Source organism: Burkholderia sp. Bp9015 (genome assembly GCF_003853505.1).
Classification (GTDB): domain Bacteria; phylum Pseudomonadota; class Gammaproteobacteria; order Burkholderiales; family Burkholderiaceae; genus Burkholderia.
Genome location: NZ_QTPZ01000058.1, coordinates 12,585 through 32,888 on the forward strand (window position 1 = coordinate 12,585; position 20,304 = coordinate 32,888).

The window sequence follows — 20,304 nt, forward strand, 5'->3', positions numbered from 1 at the left end:
GATATTCCATGGACGTCGCGATCGTGTCGCATCCGGCGTTGGAGATACTGAACGGGCAGGACTGAACATGAAGCGTGAACCGATACTCGATTGCGACGTGCTGGTACTGGGCTCCGGCGCGGGCGGCCTCGCGGCGGCCGTCACGGCGGCGGCGCGGGGCCTGGGCGTGATCGTCGCCGAGAAGGAGGCCGCGTTCGGCGGCACCACCGCGTGGTCGGGCGGATGGATGTGGATTCCGCGCAATCCGCTCGCGACGCGTGCCGGCATTCGCGAGGACATCGATGCGCCGCGCACGTACCTGAAGAACGAGCTGGGCGCGCAGTTCGATGCGGCGAAGGCCGATGCGCTGCTCGAACGCGGCCCGGAGATGATCGAATTCTTCGAGCGGAACACGGCGCTGCGCTTCGTCGACGGCAACCGCATTCCCGATTTCCACACCACGCCGGGTGCCGGAACGGGCGGGCGCTCGGTCTGCGCGATGCCGTACGACGGCCGTGAACTGGGCCCGCTGATCGACAAGCTGCGCACACCGCTGTCGGTGACGACGCTCAAGGGGATGGCACTCGCGTCCGGCCAGGATCTCGCGCATTTCTATCGCGCGACGCGCTCGCTGAGCTCCGCGCTGCATGTCGGCCGCCGGCTGGCCGCGTTCGCGTGGCACAAGCTGCGTTACGGGCGCTCGATGCATCTCGTCAACGGCAATGCGCTCGTCGCGCGCCTGTTGAAGTCGGCCGCCGATCGCGGGGTCGACCTGCGCACCCATGCGAAGGCGATCGGCCTGCTGCGCGACGACGTGCGCGTGATCGGCGCCCGCGTGGCGATCGACGGCATCGTGCACGAGGTGCGCGCGGCGCGCGGCGTCGTGCTGGCTTGCGGAGGCTTCCCTCACGATCAGGCGCGGCGTGCGCAGACGTTCGCGTATACGCCGTCGGGCCGCGAACACTGGTCGGCGGCGCCGCTCTGCAATACCGGCGACGGGATCCGGCTCGGCGAATCGATCGGTGCGCATTTCGACCGGTCGCTCGATGCGCCGGCCGCGTGGGCGCCCGTTTCGCTGGTGCCGCAACCGGGCGGCGACGCCGTTGCGTTTCCGCATTTGATCGAACGCGCGAAGCCGGGCGTGATCGCGGTGACACGCGCGGGCAAGCGCTTCGTGAACGAGGCATCGTCGTATCACGACTTCATTGCCGCGCTGCTCGACACGACGCCGGCCGGCGAGGAAGTATGCGCGTGGCTCGTCTGCGACCATCGCTTTCAGCGGCGCTATGGGCTCGGTTTCTCGAAGCCGTTTCCGTTCCCGACCGGCCCGTACCGGCGCTCGGGCTATCTGAAGCGCGGCGCGACGCTCGACGCGCTCGCGCGCGAATGCGGAATCGACGCCGCTTCGCTGGTGGACACGGTATCGACCTACAACCAGTACGCGAAGCAGGGTTGCGATCCGGCGTTTCACAAGGGCTCGACGCCGTACAACCGCGTGCAGGGCGATGCCGACCGGCAGCCGAACCCATGTCTCGCGCCGATCGACGCGGGGCCGTTCTATGCGGTGAAGCTGCTGCCGGGCAGCCTCGGCACGTTCGCGGGCCTGGCCACCGACCGCGACGCGCGCGTGCTCGACCACGCCGGCCGTGCGATCGCCGGCCTCTACGCGGTCGGCAACGATTCCGCCAGCATGATGGGCGGCTGCTATCCCAGCGGCGGCATCACACTCGGCCCGGCGATGACGTTCGGTTATCTCGCCGGCCTTTCTCTCGCCGACGCCGCGCCCGAATCCGCGCGTGCCGGCATCGATTCATCCTCGAGGACAACGCAATGAGACTGTATGACGTAGTGACGCTCACGGTGAAGATCGGCGCGAACGCGCAGGTCTTCGAAGGGATTCAGGCCAGCGGCGATCCGCACGGCGGCAGGCTGCTCGGCGCGTGGTACTCGGACATCGGCACGCTCGGTCAGGTGCTGGTGCTGCGCGGTTATGAATCGGAGGCCGCGCTCGTCGCCGAGCGCAAGCGGATGCTGCTCGAAGGCAACCCGTTCGGCTGCGGCGAATCGATCGTCGACGTGAAGACGGCCAGCTATGCGCTGTTCCCGTTCCTGCCGCCGATCGAACCGGCCGTGCACGGCGGCATCTACGAGATGCGCGTATATGGCACGAAGCTCGGCAGCCTGCAGCACACGATCGACGTGTGGGAGCAGGCGGTGCCGGAGCGCACCCGCCGCTCGCCGCTGGTCGGCGCGATGTATGCGCTCGACGGCGACACGCCGCGGTTCCTGAACATCTGGCCGTATGCGAGCGTGGACGAGCGTTCGCGCATTCGCGCCGAAGCGGTCAGGGACGGCATCTGGCCGCCGAAGGGCGGCCCGGCCCACCTCACGACCATGGAATCGACGATCTGCGTGCCCGCGCCGTTTTCGCCGTTGCGCTGAACGTGCCGCGTATTGCGCCATGACGCTCAAGGAGACGATATGACCCAGCCTCAATTCCGCGCGCTGTCGCTGTCGGCGCTGACCGTGCTCGAACTGAGCCCGCCGCAGATGGTGCGATGCGCCGTCGACGCCGGCTACGACTACGTCGGCCTGCGACTGCTGCCGGCCACCGACACCGAGGTTCGCCACGAGATCGTCGGCGATACGCCGCTCAAGCGCGAAACGCTGGCGGTCCTGCGCGATACGGGCATGCGTGTGCTCGACGTCGAGATCGCGCGCCTGAAGCCCGATACCGACGTGACGCACTACCTGCCGATGCTCGAAACGGCGGCGGAGCTCGGCGCGCGCTACGTCCTCGTGGCCGGCAACGATCCCGACGAGGCGCGCACCGTCGACCGGCTCGGCCGGCTGTGCGACCTGGCCGCGCCGCTCGGCCTGTCGCCGTCGCTGGAGCCGATGCCGTGGACCGACGTGAAGGACATCGGCGCCGGCGCGCGCATCGTCGACGCGTGCGGCCGGCGCAACACCGGATTGATCGTCGATCCGATCCACTTCGATCGTACCGGCTCGTCGCTCGACGCGTTGCGCGCGTTGCCGCACGCGTACTTCGGCTACGTCCAGTTCTGCGATGCGCCGGCCGAACGGCCGACCGACGTCGACACGCTGCTGTTCCAGGCACGCTGCGCGCGGATGGTGCCGGGCGAGGGCGGTCTCGACCTTGCGGGCATCCTGCGCGCGCTGCCCGCTCACCTGCCGGTGAGCGTCGAGGTGCCGAACGAAGCGTGGGCGAAGACGACGCATGCCGTCGAGCGCGCGCGCCGCCTGCGTGAAGCGACCGTTGCCGTGATCGATGCGGCGGCCGTGCCGGCCTGATCGCGCGGCGGCCGCCTTCTCGACGCGACGGGCCCGATCGGCGCCAGGCATCGCGCCGGCGCGCGGATCGGGCATTCGATACGACAACAAGAACAGCATCTCCGGAGACATCAGCATGACTTCCTCGCAGACGGCCCGACGGCCGAAACATTTCATTCAGGAAAGCGAATCGAACGACGCGCGCTCGCTCGACGTTCAGCAATTTCTCGATACGCGGCCGGTGGGCCGGTTCCAGTGGCTCGTGCTGGTGTTGTGCATGCTGATCGTGATGCTCGACGGGCTCGACACGGTAATGATCGGCTTCATCGCGCCGTCGATTTCCGGCGCGTGGTCGATTCCGCGTGACGCGCTGGGCCCGGTGATGAGCGGTGGCCTGCTCGGCCTCGCGTTCGGCGCGCTCACGGCCGGCCCGATGTCCGACCGCTTCGGCCGCAAGACGGTGATGGTCAGCGCGGTGATGTTCTTCGGCCTGTGGAGCATTGCATCGGCGTTTGCGACCGGCGTGGTGTCGCTGACGGTGCTGCGCTTCCTGACCGGCATCGGCCTGGGCGCGTCGATGCCGAATGCGGCCACGCTGATGGCTGAATATGCGCCGCCGCGGCGGCGCGCGCTGATGGTGACGGCCGTGTTCTGCGGCTTCACCTTCGGCGCGGCGGGCGGCGGTTTCGTGAGCGCGTGGATGATCGAAACGTGGGGCTGGCATTCGGTCCTGCTGCTCGGCGGCGTGCTGCCGATCGCGTACGTGCCCATCCTCGTCAAATGGCTGCCGGAATCGGCACGGTATCTCGCGCTGTCGGAGCGGCGCCGCGCACGGCTCATCGGCGTGCTGAATCGCATACAGCCGGCGGTCGCCGACGCACGGACGCGGTTCGTGTCCGCCGAACCGGCGCGCGACGTGCGCAGTCCCGTTCGCGCGATTCTGTCGCGCGAACATGCGTTCGGCACGGTGATGCTGTGGATCTGCTACTTCGCGGGATTGCTGACCGTCTATCTGCTCGGCAACTGGCTGCCGACGCTGATTCGCGGTCTGGGTTTTTCGCTGGCCGAGGCGGCGATCGTCGGCGCGCTGTTCCAGGCGGGCGGAACGGTCGGCTCGTTGCTGATCGGCTGGCAGATGGACCGGTTCAATCCGCACGCCGCGCTCGGCGCGACCGTGCTCGCCGGCGGCGCGCTGGCCTGGTACATGGGTGTGTCGGCTCATCCGTTCGGCGTCATCTGCGTGCTCGCGTTCGGCATCGGGTACTGCATGAACGGTTCGAATACGGGCTTCTGCGCGCTGGCGGCCGGCTCCTATCCGACCGAAATGCGGGCCACCGGGACGAGCTGGATGCTCGGGGTCGGCCGTTTCGGCGGCATCGCGGGCGCGATGCTGGGCGCGGCCATGCTCCATGCGAACTGGAGTTTCGGCCAGGTCTTCGCGGCGCTTGCGGTGCCTGCCGCCGTGGGCGGCGCGGCGGTGCTGCTCAAGGGCGCGCGCCATCGCGGGAGGTTCGTGGCCGTGAGCGGGGCTGCCGGCCACTGACGGCGAGCGCGGCGCCACGGTGGGGGGCGGCGTCGCGCAAATTCTCTTGAATTCCAGTATGGAATTGTGTTCTTATTTGACATTCACCATACGGACGAGAAGGCGCCATGGCAGGAAATCTCGAGCGTGCGCTCGCAGTGCTGGAATTGCTGGCAAAGAACGGCGGCCGCATGCCGCTGGCTACCATTGCCGATACGCTGAACATTCCCCGCAGCGGCACGCATCGCCTGCTGTCGATGCTGATCGACGAGGGGTTCGTCCGTCAGGACGAGGAGCACGGCGAATACATGCTGGCGCTGAAGCTGGTGTCGCTCGCGCTGATCTATTTGTCGACGAGCGGGGTATTCGACATTTCCCAACCGGTGCTCGATCGCCTGGCCGAGTCGTCGGGCGAACTGGCACGGCTGGGCGTGGTCGAGGACGATCACATCACGTTCGTCGGCAAGGCGCAGGGTGCGAAGTCCGGGCTGCGTTACGACCCGGACATGGGCAGCCAGCCGCCGCTGCATTGCACCGCGAGCGGCGAGGCGTGGCTCGCGACGCTGCCCGACGAGCGCGCGATCGAACTGGTGTCGAGGCAGGGCGGCCTCGGCGCGAAGGCGCAGAATGTACCGCGCGCACCGAAGACGATCCAGCAGTTCCTGAAGGATCTGAACGGCGCGCGCGAGCGTGGCTACGGGATGGCGATCGAGACGTACGAGGTCGGCATGACGTCGATCGCGGCGGCCGTGCGCAATCCGGTCACGAACGAAGTGGTCGGTATCGTGAGCCTCGCCGGGCCGACGAGCCGCCTGCCGGAATCGCGCCTGAAGGAACTCGCGCCGCTATTGCTCGCGGCTGCGTCGGACATGAGCGCGGCCACGCTGGGTTCGCCGTGGTTCAAGCGGACGGGCACGGCGGCTGCCCCGGCGGAAGTGGCGCCGGTCGCGGCAGCAAAGGCGACGACGCGCAGGCGTGCTTCAAAGCGCTAGTGTGTCGCGCCGGGGGGGTGGCGCGACGCGTCTCATGTGCATCGTCGGTCAGTGAATTGCTGGCGATGACCGGCGCGAACGGCAATTTGCGGTTTGCAGCCGGTACGAATCCACGGGCAGATCGAATACTCGGGGCCCTTACTGATGATCTCCAGCGCCCTCGCCGCGCCACGGGAAATCACATCGTCGAATCGCACGGGCCCCTCTCTTCTCAAGGCGAGCAGACACTGAACATTCCGCCATCCAGGTAAGCCAGGACGATATCGACGCCTCTGGCGCTTTCAATCGCGGGACACCTGCCCGGCCTCCTGTCGATGCTCGCTAGCAACGCCGTCTGCCGACCCGAGCATGATGTTATCCGGGGCCACAACAAAAAAACTTGACGATGAGAGCATATGCTCCTAATCTTCGTCTCAAGGGAGCATATGCTCTCACTTTCGAACGGAGCGAAGCGATGAACGAGCCTGAGATCCTTGTAAGCGGTGCAACCGGACGCACCGGCGGTATGGCCATTGACGAGCTGCTCAAGATGCACAAACGCGTGCGGGCCTATGTGCGCACGGATGATGATCGGGCGGCAGTCCTGAGGCAGCGCGGCGTCGATGTCGCGGTCGGCGACTTCACCGACATCGACGCGATTCGGGCAGCGATGGAAGGCATCCGCTCGGCGTATTTCCTTCATCCGATCGCGCCGGGAATCATCGGGGCCGCGGCGTATTTCGCGCAGGCAGCAAAGGAAGCGGGCGTCACGGCGATCGTCAACATGTCGCAGATTTCCGCGCGCCGGGAGTCGCTGAGCCACGCGGCACAGGATCACTGGGTCTCCGAGCAGGTCTTCGATTGGTCGGGTGTCGCGACGACGCATTTGCGCCCGACCTTCTTCGCCGATTGGCTCGTCTATCCGCATTTTGCGCGGGAGATATGGGCCACGAAGAAGATCGAATTTCCGTTTGGCGACGGCCGTCACGCGCCGATTGCCAGCGACGATCAGGGCCGCGTGATCGCCCACATCCTCGCCAGCCCCGAAGGCCACGAGGGCAAGACCTACACGCTCCACGGCCCCGTCGAGATGAACCACGTCGAGATCGCAGCCGCGATGAGCGAGGTTCTCGGCGCCCGGATCGAATACGCGCCGACTTCCATCGAGGCATTCCGGAACAAGATGGAAACCCTCTACAAGTTTCCGCCGTTCCTCACGCAGCATCTGGTCGAAGTCGCGCAGAACTACCACGACGGCATCTTCTCGGGCACCAACGACGTCGTCGAGAAGGTCACCGGAACGCCGCCGCTCTCGGTTCAGCAGTTCGTCGAGAAGTATCGGGCCGCATTCGTGTGAACACGTGCTTGAAACGAATCGGGAGGTTTGAACATGTCACCCGTCCAACCTGATCGTCATCCGTTTCTCGATGATCTGACGGCCGACGCCGAGCTGGTCAGCTCGGTGTTGCGCGCTCCCGTGATCGGGCGCGACGAAATCCGGCTCGCCGTCGACGCCGTCGGGACCTTTTACGTGTCGCAGGCGCCAACGTTCGTTCAAGTCGTCGGCTCGCGGCTTTTTCTCGAATACGACGCCGTTCTGACGAGCGGCGAGACGTTGAGCGCGGTCGTGGTCGCCGATCGCAACGCCGACGGCTCGGTGCCGCGAGTCAGCGTGCGGATGAGCCCGCTTGGCGCCGTACTGACTCTCGCGACCCGTCTGCGGGAGTCGCTTTCGAAGCAGTTGCCGGAACACGTCTTCCTTTGAACCAGGCGCCCGCGCGCTCGTGGATGGAGTCGACACTTTCCCGGCACGCGGCTTTTGAAACAGGAGCTTGTCATGGATATCAAGAACGCTACCGTCTTCATCACCGGTGCCAATCGCGGCCTGGGCCTTGCTTTTGCGCGCGAGGCGCTTCGGCGCGGGGCGGCGAAGGTGTACGCGGGTATGCGCAACACGAGCGGTTTCGACGAGCCGGGCATCGTGCCGCTCAGGATCGATGTCACGGATCCGGCGTCGATCGCCGAGGCGGCGAAACAAGCGGCCGACACGACGCTACTGATCAACAACGCGGGCATTGCCGCGCTGATCGACGGGCCTTTGTCGGCCGACGTGGAAGCGCAGTCGGCCCGCCTGTTCGATACCAACTACCACGGCGTGGTGCGCGTCACACGGGCCTTCGAACAGATCCTGGCGGCCCGGCCGCATACCGCGATCATCAACGTGCTTTCCGACATCGTGTGGCTCCCGCGGCCCTATCTGACACCGTATGCGGCGTCGAAAGCCGCCGCCTGGAGCTACACGAACCAGCTTCGTTTTCACCTGCGCGAGCGTGGCATCCAGGTTCTCGGCCTGCACGTCGGGTTCGTGGACACCGATCTGACCAACGGCATCGACGTGCCCAAAGCCAGTCCCGAGGACGTCGTGCGACGGACCTACGACGCGCTCGCCGCCGGCAAGAGCGAGGTCATGGCCGACGAGGGAACAGCGGTGCTGAAGAGCACGCTCGCGGCCGAGATACCCGGCTACATCACGCCGCCGGCAGGGTTTTGAACACCGCAGTCGACACGGGCCGGATTCGGCGGCGAGCCGCGAGGTGCGCAGATCGCAGGCCAGCGCCGTCGCTCCCGGCTATCATCGATAGCTGCCACCGTAGCTTCGCGCGACGCGCGCGTAGCGTTCGCGCAATCAACCGAAATCAGGAGTGCAACCGATGTTGCCCGTGAACCAGCCGCTCGGCATCGATCAATGCAACTGCTTCGCCGTCAGGAAGGCGAGCAGGCAGATCTCCCGACTCTACGATAGCCATCTCGAGCCGTCGGGTCTGCGCATCACGCAATTCCTCACCCTGGCCGCCCTGCACGAAGTGGGAAGTACCCCCGTCAACGCCCTTGCCGAACGGCTCGATATCGAACGAACGGCGATGGGGAAAATGGTCGGCTTCCTGGAGCGCGACGGCTTCGTCACGATCAAGCCCTCGCCCACCGACGGCCGAAGCCGCCTCGTCGAACTCACCGAGGAGGGCCGGCGCCTGCACGAAAGAGCATCGCCACTCTGGCAGGCAGCGCAACGGGAGTTCGAGCGACTGAACGGTGCGGAGAATGTCACGGCGTGGCGAGAGCAGTTGAGAGGGGTGCTCGTCGGCGACGTGTCGATGGGATCGTCGCAAGATTGAGGCTTCCCGTCCGTCGCGCTCATGTCCATGTGTCGCCCGCATCGGGCATCCGGCTGTACGCAGTCGATCCCGGCTTTTCAGCGAAGGGCCTTCAAAGGCGGGGCATGCGGTTTGCATGACCGGTTGCCGGCTGTCCGCCGGCCGGGACGGCGTCGGCCGGCCAGCCCAGGCAAGCCGTCGCGATGCAGAACGCGTGCGTTCGCGGCGCCGAGCTGCCGTTTCCGGCCGACCTGGCGCCTCGACGACGATCCCGCTACTTCACCGGCGTGAGAACCGGCGCGCCCTTGTTCTTGATCAGGAACACGACGAATTTCGCCGGCTTCGTACCGCTGGCGTTTCGTCCGACCGTGTGCACGTCGTCGGGACCTTCGTGGAACGTGTCGCCTGCATGGAGCGTGACCGTCTTGCCGCCGTTCAGGCCCATCACGATGCTGCCGTCGAGCACATAGACGAACGCGTGCGCGTCGTGGCGATGAACGGGGTCGACGCTGCCGGGCGGATAATCGACGACGATCATCTCCACTTCCTTGCCCGGATACTCGGGCAGCGGCTCCGTGGTCAGTTGCGTCACCTTGGCCTGCGGCGCGGCGGCAGCCGGCGGAACGGGCATCAGCAGCGACAGCGCAAGCGGTGCAAGCGCGAGCACGATGCGTTTCATGTCGTTACTCCAGGTTGGCCTTGTCGAGACCGAACATCTTGTCGAACGAGCCGGGCACCATCCGGAACGCGACGTTCAGCCGGTTCCAGCAGTTGATTGCACCGACGAGGACGGTGAGATCCGACAGTTCCTTCTCGGCAAAGTGGGCGCGCACGCGATCGTAGAGATCGTCCGGCACGCCGTGCGGCGAAAGCTGCGTCAGCGCTTCGGTCCATTCGAGCGCGGCACGCTCGCGCGGCGAGAACAGCGGCGACTCGCGCCAGATCGCGACGTGATGCGCGCGCAGTTCGCGCTCGCCGTGGATCCTGGCCATCTTGATGTGCATGTCGACGCAGAACGCGCAGCCGTTGAGCTGCGACGCGCGAATCTCGACGAGCTCGCGAACCTGCACTTCGATCGTCGTCTTCTGAAGCAGCCCGTCGAGTTCGACGAGCTTCTTCGTCAGCTCCGGCGATTGCTGAAAGTAGTTGATACGTTGCGTCATGATACGTTCTCCTGATTGCTGAGGCAGGGCTATCGGCGCTGCGCATGACCATTCATTGCGCGAGCGGCCTGGCAACCATCGTAATTGCAGGTCCCACGGGCCAGTAGTGCCGGGAAGGTGCGCACTCTATTGCCGCTTCGGAACCAATCGCGCGCCGGGTGTGGCGGCGCGCCGCCGACGTTCGTCAGTCCGACACCGCGACAACCCCGCGGATGCCCTGCCGTGCCATCTTCGTATAGGGACACAGGCGCTCCGTATCGCGGACCAGGCGTTCCGCAACCTGCCGGTCCACACCCGGCATGCGGATGGTGACGTTGGCGGCGAGCGCATATCCGCCGTCGACCGGATCGCGGCCGAACGATACTTCGACTGCGACGGTCGTGTCGCGGATGTCGATCCGCTCGCGTTGCGCGAGCAGGCTCAGCGCGCCGTGGAAGCACGCGGCGTAGCCGGCTGCTAGCAGTTGCTCGGGATTGGTGCCACCGCCCGGGCCGCCGAGTTCGCGCGGCAGGCGCAGATCGAGGGCGAGACAGCCGTCGTCGGATCGTGCGACGCCCGATGCGCGGCCGTGTGCCGTCTTGCCGCCGGACACGGTGACCGTGGTCGTGTAGAGCGCGACGAATTCGTGTCCGCGGTATTTGTCGAGCAGTGTCGGTGACGGAGGCTGCAACCTCTCGTTCTCCATATCCCTCCCGGGTACCTGTATTGACCGACGCGCGGGTTCCGGGCCGTACGTATCGGCGCGGCGCTTGCCCGCAGGTCGTTCCCCATGACCGCCATCCGAAGGATGGTCGTCGCGCACTTGCATGCTAGGCAAAGACGCGTCGCCGGGCCAGATCGTCCCGGGATGCATGGTATTGCCTGCTTCGCACCAATGCGGCGAGAACGCCGCGTATCGGTTGCGTCGGCCTTCCCACCGGCTGCGGCGGTGCCGCCGATGGGGCAGACGCGAGCCGCCGACGCGCTACAGCGCAATGACCGTGCGGCTCGACGGATCGCCGGCGCGTTCGCCGAGCATCGCTTTCAGGTCGCGCTCGATCGTGCTGCACAGCGTGGAAATGGGCACGTCGTTCGCGCCGCCCTCGAACGGGTTCTCGGTGCTTTCGCCCACCTGCTCGAGCGAGGTATACATCCACGAAATGGCGACGCTGCACGGCACGACGAGCCAGACCATGTTGCCGTGCATGAAGCCGCTCACGCCGTCGTTCAGCCGGTTGAATTCGTTCAGAAGACCGAACGGAAGCGACAGGCAAAAGAACCGGACGAACAGCGAGCTGACGGTTGCGTACTGGCGCGGATACGGGAAGTTCTTGAACCGTTCCGAGCGGGCCTGGAGATCGATGAAGTCGCCGATCGTCCTTTGAAGCTCCATATAAAAATTCGAATTCAGATGGCCGGCCATGTGAAGCGTCCTGAGCGACGTGCCCTGCAGGCTCAGCACGAACGTGGCGACGGAAGCGGAGGCCAGCGCCTGTTCCGTTTCGGCCGGGGACAGGTATTCCGGCAGCAATTCCCGGATGTCCTTTTCCCACTCCGGCACACGATAGAACCGGCGGTACTCCGCGTTGTAGCGTTTGCTCGTGCTTTCCCAGATCAGCGGGCGGCGCAGGTCGTAGCGCAGTGCGGTCAGCCAGGCAAGGTGCCGATAGACCAGCTTTCGGGCGCTCTCGTCGTCGCTGACGAAGTCGCGCGCGAGCTGGCCCCAGCGGCGGCTCTTGCTCAGGATCTCGGTCCAGATTTCCAGCGCATCCATGGCGCGGTTGTAGGTCTGCACGTTCTTGAAGCCGACGATGAACGACGTCGCGGTGCCGAGCAGCGCCACGATCGTCAGCGGTATCGACAGCCATCTCACGGAGAAGAACTGATACAGCACGACCGGCACGGATCCGAAGACGAGCAGCTCGTAGATTTTCCAGCGCGTCCAGATCAGGAATTCCGAGAGCTTGTACGATTTCCCGAGATGCATGATTGGCCTCGTCGTCGAATCAGTCGACGACGGTCACGATGTTGACGGTGCCTTGCCGCGCCATCTTCGCGTACGGGCACAAGCGTTCCGCGGTACGCACCAGTTCTTCCGCGACGTTTCGATCGACGCCGGGCATCCGTACCCGGACGTCGACGAGCAACGCGTAGCCGCCGTCCATCGGATCGCGGCCGAACGAAACCTGCACCTCCACGGCGGTATCCGGCGTCTCCACTCCGGCGCGCGTCCCGAGCAGGTTGAGCGCGCCGTGGAAGCAGGCGGCGAAGCCCGCCGCGAACAGCTGCTCCGGATTGGTCCCGGTGCCGGGCCCGCCGCACTCGGTGGGCAGGCGCAGATCGACGGCGAGATTGCCGTCGTCCGAGCGGACCACGCCGGAGGCCCGGCCGTGGCCCGTCTCGCCGCCGGACACGGTGACGGTCGTGGTGTAAAGCGCTTGGAAATCCTGGCCGCGATACCGGTCGAGGAGCGAAAGCGGCGGGGCCTGCAGCGTGTTGTCATCCATGATGCTTGCTCGAATTCGGCAACGCGCGCCGACCGTCGGTCATTCGATCGTCGAAACGTGCCGCGAAGGGGCAGGACTGCCCGGGCAAAAAAGCGTCTTCAACGAATGACGGGCGCGGTCGATGGCATGAGGAATGCGGCAAGCGTCCGGTGCAGCCCGGCTCCGGGCTCGTCTGCGCGAGAAAGACGCTGCCATGCTAGCGGCGCGCCCAGGCGGGCGGTATGGCCGTTCCGTGCGATTGTCTGTTTCCCGTTCGACACCAATCGGCCCCCCATCCGGGATCGGCCGCGCCTGTCGACGCGGCGCACGCCATCGCCGCAAGCCGCACGCCGCGCGTCAGCCGCCGAGGCACGCGAGGAGCGTCCGTGCGTGACGGTGCGCTTCGTCCGCGTCGGCGACGTTCGCGAACCCGATGACGAGGCCGCGCGGCGTTTGCTGCGCATGGCTGTTCGTGTACCAGATCGACAGCGGCACGACCGCGAGCCCCGCGTCGCGCGCGCGTGCGGCGACGGCGACGTCGTCGACCGGCCCGTCGGGGCCGTCGGTGAACCGCACCGCGAACTGGATGCCGCCCACCGGCAGTTCGACGATCATCCGCTTGCCGAACACCTGTCGCAACGCGCTCACGATCAGCGTGCGGCGCTCGCCGTACAGCGTGCGCATGCGCTTCAGGTGCCGGGCGAAGTGCCCCTGTTCGATGAAATCCGCAAGGGCCGCCTGCAGGAGCGTCGGCGAGCCGGCGTTCATGCTGCAGGCCACGCGTTCGACGCGTTCCACCGCGCGTTCCGGCACGACCGCATACGCGAGCCGCAAGCCGGGATACATCGCCTTGCTGAAGGTGCTGCAATAAATCACGTGATCGCGCCGGTCGAGACTCTTCAGCGCCGGCAGCGGGCGGCCGAGGTAGCGAAACTCGCTGTCGTAGTCGTCCTCGACGATCCAGCCCGACGTCTTTTCGGCCCAGTCCAGCAGCGCGATGCGCCGCGACAGCGACAGCGTATGGCCGAGCGGGCTCTGCTGCGACGGCGTCACGAGCGCGAAGCGCGCGTGCGCGTCCAGCTGCAGGCCGCGCTCGACGTCGATTCCGTCGGCGTCTACCGGCACCGGGATGAGTTCCACGCCGGTCTCGGACAGGAAGCTGCGTGCGAGCAGATAGCCGGGATCCTCGAACCACACACGGTCGTTCGGGCGCGCGAGGCTGCGCAGCACGAGTTCCAGCGTCGCGCGGTAGCCGCCGGTGACGAACACCTGTTCGGGCACGCAGGTGACGCCGCGCGACAGCCCGAGATAGGTGGCGATGTGCTCGCGCAGCGGCCGGTAGCCGGCCGGATTCGGGTAGCCCAGCAGCGCGCGGTCGGCGCTGCGCGCGCGCAGCGACACGAGCCGGTGCCATACCTTGCGCGGAAACGCGTCGAGCGCGGGCAGCCCGGGCTGCAGCGGGCGCGGCTCGCCGCTCAGCGCGACGGCGATCGGTTGCGCGCGCGGCGGCGGCGGGCTGTCGCGTGACATGCCCGGCGGCTGGGGCCGGCCGGCGTCCTCGGCGTGCCGGGCCGGATCGTCGGCACGCGAGGACGCCGCCCGCGTCACCGATTTCGGCAGTGACGGCGAGACGAACGTGCCGGCCGCGCCGCGCATCTGCAGATAACCCTCGTCGACCAGGATCGTGTACGCCTGTTCGACGGTGCCGCGCGCGGTGTTCAGCTGCGTCGCGAGGCCGCGCAGCGCGGGCACGCGATCGCCGGGACGCAGGTGGCCCGCGGCGATCGCGGTTCTGAACCGCTCGCAGATCTGCAGATAGATCGGCAACCGATGCTGCCGGTCGATTTCGATGGTCAGGGTGGAGGGTTGCTCAGACATGACGGTCTCGCGGATGACGGGGACAGGCACGGCATGGATCAGTCCGATCGACGATTCTTGGCACTGCTGGATAGGACATGATTCTTCCACAATTGCGCCAAGCGATGGACGGTCATCGCCGCGTTCACCCGATCCGGCAGCCGTCACGCCCCGTCACATTCCACTGCAGTTCATTCGTCAGGAGATTTTGCGATGAAGATCGTCGTCATCGGCGGTTCGGGCCTGATCGGCTCGCGTGTCGTCACGCTGCTCGAGGAAGCCGGCCACCAGGCGCTCGCCGCATCGCCGCGCACCGGCGTCAATACCATCACCGGAGAAGGCCTGACCGACGCATTGACGGACGCGGACGTCGTCGTGGACGTCGCGAATGCGCCGTCATGGGAGCCGCAGGCGGTGCTCGATTTCTTCCGCACGTCGGCGCGCAATCTCGGCAAGGCCGAAGTGGCCGCGGGCGTGCGCCATCACGTCGCGCTGTCGATCGTCGGCTGCGACCGCATGCCGGAGAACGGCTATTTCCTGGCCAAGGTCGCGCAGGAGCAGGCGATCGAGGCGGCGGGCGTGCCGTACACGATCGTGCGCGCGACGCAGTTCATGGAATTCATCGGCGGCATCGCGGATGCCGGCACGGAAGACGGCACCGTGCGCATCGGTGATGGACTGTTCCAGCCGATCGCCGCGGAGGACGTGTCGGCCCTCGTCGCGCAGGCCGCGCTCGCCGGGCCGCAGAACGGCACGATCGAGATCGCGGGCCCGGATCGCGCGCCGTTCGCGGAAATCGTCGCGCGCTATCTGAAGTCGGTCGGCGACACACGCGCGGTGGTGACCGATCGCGACGCCCGCTATTACGGCGGCCGCGTCGAGGCAACGTCGCTGGTGCCGCTCGGCGCGGCACGGCTCGGGCGCATCGGCCTCGACGCGTGGCTGGCAGGGCGCTGAATCGCGTTCGCACGCAGGCGGTCGGCCGGCGCATGCCGGCGACGCGCCGATCCGTATGAGCAGCATGCTTGGGGGCAGCGGAAATGAATCATTCGGAAACATCGGAGCACGGCGTTCGTCGCGACCTGGCCGGTCGCGCCGATGCGCTGTCGGCGAGCTTCGGTGCGAGCTATGCGGGCATCCTCGCGTTCGTTGCGGTGGCGAGCGAGGGGAGCTTCACGAAGGCCGCCGAACTGCTCGGCGTCGGGCGGCCGGCCGTGAGCCGCAACGTGCAGAAGCTGGAGGCGCAACTGAGTACGCGGCTGTTCCAGCGGACCACGCGCACGACCGAGCTGACGTGCGAGGGCCGGCGCTTCTTCGAGAACTGCCATCAGGGCGTGGCGCAGATCGTCGAAGCGATGAACGACATGCTCGAGTTGCGGCAGGGGCCCCCGCGCGGCCTCATCCGTATCAGCTCGGCCGCGGGGTTCGGCAGGAAGATCGTGGCGCCGCTGCTGGAAAAGTTCGCGGACGCCTATCCGGACATCATCGTCGATCTGCTGCTCGACGACCGGCCCGTCGACCTGGTGTCCGAGCGGATCGACGTGTCGTTCCGCAACGGGCGCATCGAGGACTCCAGCATCATCGCCCGGCAACTGATTCCGATGCAGATGGCGCTCTGCGCGGCGCCGTCGTATGTGGCGGCGCACGGGCTCCCGCAACGCATCGAGGACCTCGACCGCCATGAGTGCATCAATTTCCGGTTCGCGAGCGGGCGCCTGTTCGAATGGGAATTCAACGTGGACGGCCGCGTGCAGAAGTACCTGCCGACGGCGCGCCGCACGTTCAACGACGCCGATCTCGTGTTGCGCGCGGTGCTGAACGGATCGGGCATCGCGCAGATGGCCGGCTACCAGATCCGCGACCATCTCGCGTCGAACGAACTCGTCGTCGCGCTGGCGCAGCATGTGCCGCAGGATCGCGGCCACTACATCTGCTATCTGAGCCGGCAACACCTGCCGACACGCATCCGGATCTTCGTCGACTTCATGACCGAGCAGATCCGCGCGCTCGACCTGAACTGCATGACGCGGTTCAATCCGGAGATTCCGGTGGATGCGGCGGATGCGGCGCAGTGGCTGGCTGCCTGACGATTCGAGATGGCCGGATGCGCGCCCCGGCAGGTCGACGCATCGCCGAATCGACGCATCGCCGAATCGCGCCCCGCGCCTGCCCGTCGACCCGCCGCGCCGGCCTAGAACGAATACGCCAATGACACGAACAGGCTGCGCGGCGCGCCAGGCGTGACCCACAGGCTGTTGTACGAGCTGACGTAGTACGTGCGGTTGAACAGGTTGTTCAGCACGACCGACGCGCGCAGGTGCTTGTTGACCTGCACGTAGCCGTTGAGCTGCACGGTCGCGTAGGCGGGCAGGTCGAAGCCGTCCTGCGTGTTCGCGGTGTTGCCCGCGCGGCGCCCGACGTAGACCACGCCCGCGCCCGCGCCGGCCTTATCGACGAGCGGCAGCGCGGTTTCGTACATCAGCAGCGCGCTGCCGCTCAGGCGCGGAATGTCGACGAGGCGCGCGCCCGGCGTCAGGACGGTGTCGCGCGTGACCTGCGCGTCGACGTATGCGAGGTTGACGATGCCGCGCAAGCCGTGGCCCAGTTCGCCGTTCCATTCGAATTCGACGCCGCGGCTGCGCACTTCGCCGGCCGCACGCGAGAACCCGGCATTCGCCGGATCGGCGGTCAGCACGTTGCGCTTGTTCACGTAGAACGCGGCGACGGTCGCGAGCCAGCGCGTGCCGGCCCACTTCACGCCGGCTTCGTAGCCGTGCCCCTTCTCGGGATCGAACGCGCGGCCGTTCGCGTCGGCGCCGTTGTTCGGCCGGAACGAGTACGCGGTGTTCGCATACAGCGACAGCGCGGCGCTGGCCTCGTACACGATGCCGAGCCGCGGGCTCAGCGCCGTTTGCAGCTGGCTCGTCGTCACGCCCTTCAGGCGATTCTCGACCGACTGGTGAAAGCGGTCCCAGCGCAGCCCGGCGAGCACTTTCCAGTGCGGCCCGAACGCGAGCGTGTCCTGCGCGTACAGGCCCTGGCCGTCGTCGCGCTCGAGCAGGTTCGTCGCGGTGCGCGGCACGGGCGCCGGCTGGCCGTACACCGGATCGAAGATGTCGATCGCATACGGCGCCGCGGCCGTCGGCGTCGAGCGCGCGACGAACTGGTCGTAGTTGAAGCGATACGCATCGACGCCCATCACGAACGCATGGTCGATGGCGCCCGTGCGGGCCTTGCCGGCCACTTCGACGCGCCCCTGCACGTCGTTCGAGTGAAACGCGACCTGCCGGTAGCGGCGCCACAGCGTGCGGCCGTCCGGCTGCAGCGCGAACGCTTCGGACGAGCGGCCGGACAGGTCGGTGTCGCGCTGCGCGAAGCCGGCGTTGACCGACCAGTCGGCATCGAAGCGATGTTCGAGCGTGAACTGGTGCCCCGAGTTGCGCACGTCGTAGTCGCCGTCGCGCGGCTCGCCCATGAACCGCGACGCCGGCACCGCACCGAGCTGCCCGCCGACCGCGACCACGCCGCGATCGAGCGGCGCGCGCTGGCGCGCGGTCTCGAATTCGTAGTGGAGTGTCGTGTCCGCGCCGATATCCCAGGTGAACGACGGCGCGAACAGGTAGCGCTTGCTCGATACCGTGTCGCGGAAGCTGCCGTTGTCCTCGTTCATCGCGATGAAGCGGTACGCGAGCGACTGCGTGACGGGGCCGGTCGAATCGAGCGTCTCGCGCAGCGCGCCGTAGCTGCCGGCCGACACGCCGATCGTGTTCGAGCGCTTGAACTGCGGCTGCTTCGTCGTGTAGCTGATGAGCCCGCCGGGGTCGCCGCGGCCGTACAGCGCGGACGCGGGGCCTTTGAGGACTTCCATGCGCTCGAGCGTCGCGGTGTCGCGCGGCACGCTGATGCCGCGATTCCACGAGAAGCCGTTGACGAGGTAGTCGGTGCCGGACGTGTTGCCGTCGCCGGCAAAGCCGCGCACCGCGTAGTTGTCCCACAGCCCGCCGAAGTTGTTCTGCCGCGCGACGCCGGCGACCCAGTCGTACAGGTCTTCGCCGCGGGTGGCGGCCACGGTCTGGATCAGTTTCGTATCGACGCTGCTGACCGCGAACGGGATCTCCATCACGTCCGCCTCGGTGCGCGTCGCGCTCGTCGAGTCGGGCGCGCGAAACGGTGCCTTCGTGCGCTGCGCCGAGATCTCGACGGCCGGAAGCACCAGCTCCTGCGCATTGGCGACGTTCAGCCCGACCGTGCCGACGGCGATGGCCATCGGTGCGGCCGCCCAGTTCTTTCTGCTCATACCCGTCCCTGAGAAATTGGTTCGCGTTCGGGCACCACGAGCCGCGTTGCGCCGGCATCCGTGTTCCAAACGGTACATTTGCGCGCCGGAATTTAATGCAAATGAGAGTTATTTTCAATCGTAAGTTTGCGGTTGTTGTGTCCGGGTTGAATCGCGCTGGGACGCCCATCGGCATGACTGGCGGATCGGCGCGCGGCGCAGCACCGTGCCGGCCTCGCGGCTGACGGCCGGCCTGCGATGGGGCGGTCCGACGGCTAGTCGGGGACGACCGCGGAATTCCGCGCTCGGCGCGGCCGTCGATCTGCTGAAACGCATCGGCGGCACGGCGCTCCTGTCCGAGACGCCGGAAATCCACGGCGCGGAGCATCGGCTGATCGCGCGCGCGGCTTCGCGCGACGAGGCCGGCCGTCTGGTCGACAGGTTTCAGGTGGGAGCGCTACGTCGCCGACGACGGCGGAGAAAGGAACGACAACCGTTTTCCTCACTGCGGGATTCGTCGACCGCATGACCGGGCAGGTCCGCGTACGCGAGCGGCGCTCGCATGACGCGGTTCAGTCCGGAAGTTCCGGCGATGGCGATGGCGGAGACGGCGGCACGGCCGGCGTGTCGCCGCAGCGCCACGCGCGTTCGTCCGCGATCCAGTCGCCGAACAACTGGATCTTCTGCTGCTGTTCGGACCCGCGCGGATACACGAAGTAATAGCCCATCCCCGTTGGCAACGATACGTTGAACGGCATCACGAGCCGGTGCGCGGCCACGCTCTCGTCAACCAGCGTCCTGTCGCCGATCGCGATGCCGTAACCGTCGATCGCCGCGTGTGTGGCGAGATCCAGCGTCTCGAAGCTCAACCCGCGCGTCGAGTCGACGTGCGGCGCGCCCGCATGGTCGAGCCACCGCTTCCAGTCGCGGTGATCGCGCGTCGGATGCAGCAGCGTGTGACGGAGCAGGTCGTCGAGACTCGCGAGCGGTTGCCGCTCCAGCAGGCTCGGCGCACAGACAGGCGTGAGCCGTTCCTCGAACAACGGGATCGCATGCATGTCGGGGCCGGCGCCGGGCGCGTAGATCACCGCGGCGTCGAACGGCTCCATGCGGAAATCGACGTGATGCTCCCAGGTGGTGGTGATCTGCACCTGGAGTTCGGGATGCTCGGCCTGGAACCGCATGATGCGCGGCAGCATCCACTGCATCATGCAGGTCGGCACCTTCAGCGCGAGTTCGGTGCGCCTGCGCGACAGGCGCATCGACACTTCCTCGATGCGCGCGAAGCTTTCGCGCACGGTCGGCAACAGGAGCTCGCCCTCGGCCGTCAGCGTCAGCCCCTTGGGCGTGCGCTTGAACAGCGGAAACTGATAGAAGCTTTCGAGCGCGAGGATTTGCCGGCTCACGGCGCCCTGCGTCAGGCACAGGTGCCCGGCGGCGCGCGTGAAGCTGCCGTGTCGCGCGACGACGTCGAAGACCTGCAGCGCATTGAGGGAAGGCAGTCGTTTCATCGGGAGCATCGGCATGGAACGGGCGGCGGCGCGGGATCGCTCAGTGCAGGATTTTCGCGAGGAAGTCCTTCGCGCGGTCCGACTTCGGATTCGAGAAGAAATCGTCCTTGCGGT

At 67.0% G+C, this 20,304-nt stretch carries 20 protein-coding genes; 12 read left to right on the plus strand and 8 right to left on the minus strand.

Translation table 11 applies throughout. From position 1 onward, the window contains the following. Positions 1 to 67 precede the first annotated feature (67 nt). The 9 genes from DIE12_RS35990 to DIE12_RS36030 all read left to right on the plus strand — a co-directional run bounded on the left by DIE12_RS35990 (position 68) and on the right by DIE12_RS36030 (position 8,939). Complete coding sequence (locus DIE12_RS35990; RefSeq protein ID WP_124522701.1) at positions 68 to 1,813, plus strand: FAD-dependent oxidoreductase; 1,746 nt, start codon at positions 68 to 70, stop codon at positions 1,811 to 1,813. Continuing rightward, positions 1,810 to 2,421 (plus strand): NIPSNAP family protein, encoded by a 612-nt coding sequence (locus tag DIE12_RS35995; protein ID WP_124522703.1) that lies wholly within the window; start codon positions 1,810 to 1,812, stop codon positions 2,419 to 2,421. The genes DIE12_RS35990 and DIE12_RS35995 overlap by 4 nt, the downstream gene beginning before the upstream one ends. Positions 2,422 to 2,460: 39 nt before the next feature. Then, entirely contained in the window at positions 2,461 to 3,294 is an 834-nt protein-coding gene (locus DIE12_RS36000) for a sugar phosphate isomerase/epimerase (protein ID WP_124522705.1), read from the plus strand. Positions 3,295 to 3,448: 154 nt separating this feature from the next. Next, a complete protein-coding gene (locus DIE12_RS36005; protein WP_409364350.1) occupies positions 3,449 to 4,816 on the plus strand; it encodes an MFS transporter in 1,368 nt (455 codons plus the stop codon). Positions 4,817 to 4,923: 107 nt separating this feature from the next. Then, complete coding sequence (locus DIE12_RS36010) at positions 4,924 to 5,787, plus strand: IclR family transcriptional regulator (protein ID WP_124522708.1); 864 nt, start codon at positions 4,924 to 4,926, stop codon at positions 5,785 to 5,787. 454 nt (positions 5,788 to 6,241) lie between these two features. After that, positions 6,242 to 7,123, plus strand: a complete 882-nt coding sequence (locus DIE12_RS36015) for an NmrA family NAD(P)-binding protein (protein ID WP_124522710.1) — start codon at positions 6,242 to 6,244, stop codon at positions 7,121 to 7,123. Between the two features lie 33 nt (positions 7,124 to 7,156). Then, positions 7,157 to 7,531: a hypothetical protein gene (locus DIE12_RS36020; RefSeq protein ID WP_124522712.1), complete on the plus strand. Its 375-nt coding sequence runs from the start codon at positions 7,157 to 7,159 to the stop codon at positions 7,529 to 7,531. A 72-nt stretch (positions 7,532 to 7,603) separates the two neighbouring features. Continuing rightward, positions 7,604 to 8,317 carry an SDR family oxidoreductase gene (locus tag DIE12_RS36025; protein ID WP_124522714.1) on the plus strand — a complete coding sequence of 238 codons (714 nt, stop codon included), beginning with the start codon at positions 7,604 to 7,606 and terminating at the stop codon, positions 8,315 to 8,317. A gap of 160 nt (positions 8,318 to 8,477) precedes the next feature. Beyond that, the gene (locus DIE12_RS36030) at positions 8,478 to 8,939 is read left to right on the plus strand and encodes a MarR family winged helix-turn-helix transcriptional regulator (RefSeq protein WP_124522716.1); all 462 of its coding nucleotides are present in this window, start codon (positions 8,478 to 8,480) and stop codon (positions 8,937 to 8,939) included. A 253-nt stretch (positions 8,940 to 9,192) separates the two neighbouring features. Here DIE12_RS36030 and DIE12_RS36035 read toward each other — a convergent pair whose 3' ends face one another. From DIE12_RS36035 to DIE12_RS36060, 6 genes are all read right to left on the minus strand, one after another. After that, entirely contained in the window at positions 9,193 to 9,597 is a 405-nt protein-coding gene (locus tag DIE12_RS36035; RefSeq protein ID WP_124522718.1) for a cupin domain-containing protein, read from the minus strand. A gap of 4 nt (positions 9,598 to 9,601) precedes the next feature. Then, positions 9,602 to 10,081: a carboxymuconolactone decarboxylase family protein gene (locus tag DIE12_RS36040; RefSeq protein ID WP_124522719.1), complete on the minus strand. Its 480-nt coding sequence runs from the start codon at positions 10,079 to 10,081 to the stop codon at positions 9,602 to 9,604. Between the two features lie 184 nt (positions 10,082 to 10,265). Then, complete coding sequence (locus tag DIE12_RS36045; RefSeq protein ID WP_124522780.1) at positions 10,266 to 10,766, minus strand: Ohr family peroxiredoxin; 501 nt, start codon at positions 10,764 to 10,766, stop codon at positions 10,266 to 10,268. Between the two features lie 279 nt (positions 10,767 to 11,045). Further along, positions 11,046 to 12,047 (minus strand): bestrophin family protein, encoded by a 1,002-nt coding sequence (locus tag DIE12_RS36050; RefSeq protein ID WP_124522720.1) that lies wholly within the window; start codon positions 12,045 to 12,047, stop codon positions 11,046 to 11,048. A 19-nt stretch (positions 12,048 to 12,066) separates the two neighbouring features. After that, positions 12,067 to 12,567, minus strand: coding sequence for an Ohr family peroxiredoxin (locus DIE12_RS36055; protein ID WP_124522721.1), 501 nt, complete (start codon positions 12,565 to 12,567; stop codon positions 12,067 to 12,069). Between the two features lie 336 nt (positions 12,568 to 12,903). Further along, positions 12,904 to 14,424, minus strand: a complete 1,521-nt coding sequence (locus DIE12_RS36060) for a PLP-dependent aminotransferase family protein (RefSeq protein ID WP_124522722.1) — start codon at positions 14,422 to 14,424, stop codon at positions 12,904 to 12,906. 192 nt (positions 14,425 to 14,616) lie between these two features. On the opposite strand from DIE12_RS36060, the gene DIE12_RS36065 reads away from it, so the two are divergent. Both DIE12_RS36065 and DIE12_RS36070 read left to right on the plus strand, forming a co-directional pair. Beyond that, complete coding sequence (locus DIE12_RS36065) at positions 14,617 to 15,360, plus strand: SDR family oxidoreductase (RefSeq protein WP_044848713.1); 744 nt, start codon at positions 14,617 to 14,619, stop codon at positions 15,358 to 15,360. Between the two features lie 83 nt (positions 15,361 to 15,443). Then, positions 15,444 to 16,490, plus strand: coding sequence for a LysR family transcriptional regulator (locus DIE12_RS36070; RefSeq protein ID WP_124522724.1), 1,047 nt, complete (start codon positions 15,444 to 15,446; stop codon positions 16,488 to 16,490). A gap of 104 nt (positions 16,491 to 16,594) precedes the next feature. Here DIE12_RS36070 and DIE12_RS36075 read toward each other — a convergent pair whose 3' ends face one another. After that, positions 16,595 to 18,700 carry a TonB-dependent siderophore receptor gene (locus DIE12_RS36075; RefSeq protein ID WP_124522726.1) on the minus strand — a complete coding sequence of 702 codons (2,106 nt, stop codon included), beginning with the start codon at positions 18,698 to 18,700 and terminating at the stop codon, positions 16,595 to 16,597. A 205-nt stretch (positions 18,701 to 18,905) separates the two neighbouring features. Between DIE12_RS36075 and DIE12_RS36080 the strand changes: the two genes are divergently transcribed. Continuing rightward, positions 18,906 to 19,208 carry a UxaA family hydrolase gene (locus DIE12_RS36080; RefSeq protein WP_260426292.1) on the plus strand — a complete coding sequence of 101 codons (303 nt, stop codon included), beginning with the start codon at positions 18,906 to 18,908 and terminating at the stop codon, positions 19,206 to 19,208. A 43-nt stretch (positions 19,209 to 19,251) separates the two neighbouring features. On the opposite strand, the gene DIE12_RS36085 is transcribed toward DIE12_RS36080, so the two are convergent. After that, positions 19,252 to 20,190 (minus strand): LysR substrate-binding domain-containing protein, encoded by a 939-nt coding sequence (locus tag DIE12_RS36085; protein ID WP_260429074.1) that lies wholly within the window; start codon positions 20,188 to 20,190, stop codon positions 19,252 to 19,254. Positions 20,191 to 20,304 lie beyond the last annotated feature (114 nt).

Excerpts from the sequence above, each read along its gene's own strand:
- DIE12_RS35990 (WP_124522701.1), top strand. The coding sequence starts at position 68 with ATGAAGCGTGAACCGATACTCGATTGCGACGTGCTGGTACTGGGCTCC.
- DIE12_RS35995 (WP_124522703.1), top strand. The coding sequence starts at position 1,810 with ATGAGACTGTATGACGTAGTGACGCTCACGGTGAAGATCGGCGCGAAC.
- DIE12_RS36000 (WP_124522705.1), top strand. The coding sequence starts at position 2,461 with ATGACCCAGCCTCAATTCCGCGCGCTGTCGCTGTCGGCGCTGACCGTG.
- DIE12_RS36010 (WP_124522708.1), top strand. The coding sequence starts at position 4,924 with ATGGCAGGAAATCTCGAGCGTGCGCTCGCAGTGCTGGAATTGCTGGCA.
- DIE12_RS36015 (WP_124522710.1), top strand. The coding sequence starts at position 6,242 with ATGAACGAGCCTGAGATCCTTGTAAGCGGTGCAACCGGACGCACCGGC.
- DIE12_RS36020 (WP_124522712.1), top strand. The coding sequence starts at position 7,157 with ATGTCACCCGTCCAACCTGATCGTCATCCGTTTCTCGATGATCTGACG.
- DIE12_RS36025 (WP_124522714.1), top strand. The coding sequence starts at position 7,604 with ATGGATATCAAGAACGCTACCGTCTTCATCACCGGTGCCAATCGCGGC.
- DIE12_RS36030 (WP_124522716.1), top strand. The coding sequence starts at position 8,478 with ATGTTGCCCGTGAACCAGCCGCTCGGCATCGATCAATGCAACTGCTTC.
- DIE12_RS36035 (WP_124522718.1), bottom strand. The coding sequence starts at position 9,597 with ATGAAACGCATCGTGCTCGCGCTTGCACCGCTTGCGCTGTCGCTGCTG.
- DIE12_RS36040 (WP_124522719.1), bottom strand. The coding sequence starts at position 10,081 with ATGACGCAACGTATCAACTACTTTCAGCAATCGCCGGAGCTGACGAAG.
- DIE12_RS36045 (WP_124522780.1), bottom strand. The coding sequence starts at position 10,766 with ATGGAGAACGAGAGGTTGCAGCCTCCGTCACCGACACTGCTCGACAAA.
- DIE12_RS36050 (WP_124522720.1), bottom strand. The coding sequence starts at position 12,047 with ATGCATCTCGGGAAATCGTACAAGCTCTCGGAATTCCTGATCTGGACG.
- DIE12_RS36055 (WP_124522721.1), bottom strand. The coding sequence starts at position 12,567 with ATGGATGACAACACGCTGCAGGCCCCGCCGCTTTCGCTCCTCGACCGG.
- DIE12_RS36060 (WP_124522722.1), bottom strand. The coding sequence starts at position 14,424 with ATGTCTGAGCAACCCTCCACCCTGACCATCGAAATCGACCGGCAGCAT.
- DIE12_RS36065 (WP_044848713.1), top strand. The coding sequence starts at position 14,617 with ATGAAGATCGTCGTCATCGGCGGTTCGGGCCTGATCGGCTCGCGTGTC.
- DIE12_RS36070 (WP_124522724.1), top strand. The coding sequence starts at position 15,444 with ATGAATCATTCGGAAACATCGGAGCACGGCGTTCGTCGCGACCTGGCC.
- DIE12_RS36075 (WP_124522726.1), bottom strand. The coding sequence starts at position 18,700 with ATGAGCAGAAAGAACTGGGCGGCCGCACCGATGGCCATCGCCGTCGGC.
- DIE12_RS36085 (WP_260429074.1), bottom strand. The coding sequence starts at position 20,190 with ATGAAACGACTGCCTTCCCTCAATGCGCTGCAGGTCTTCGACGTCGTC.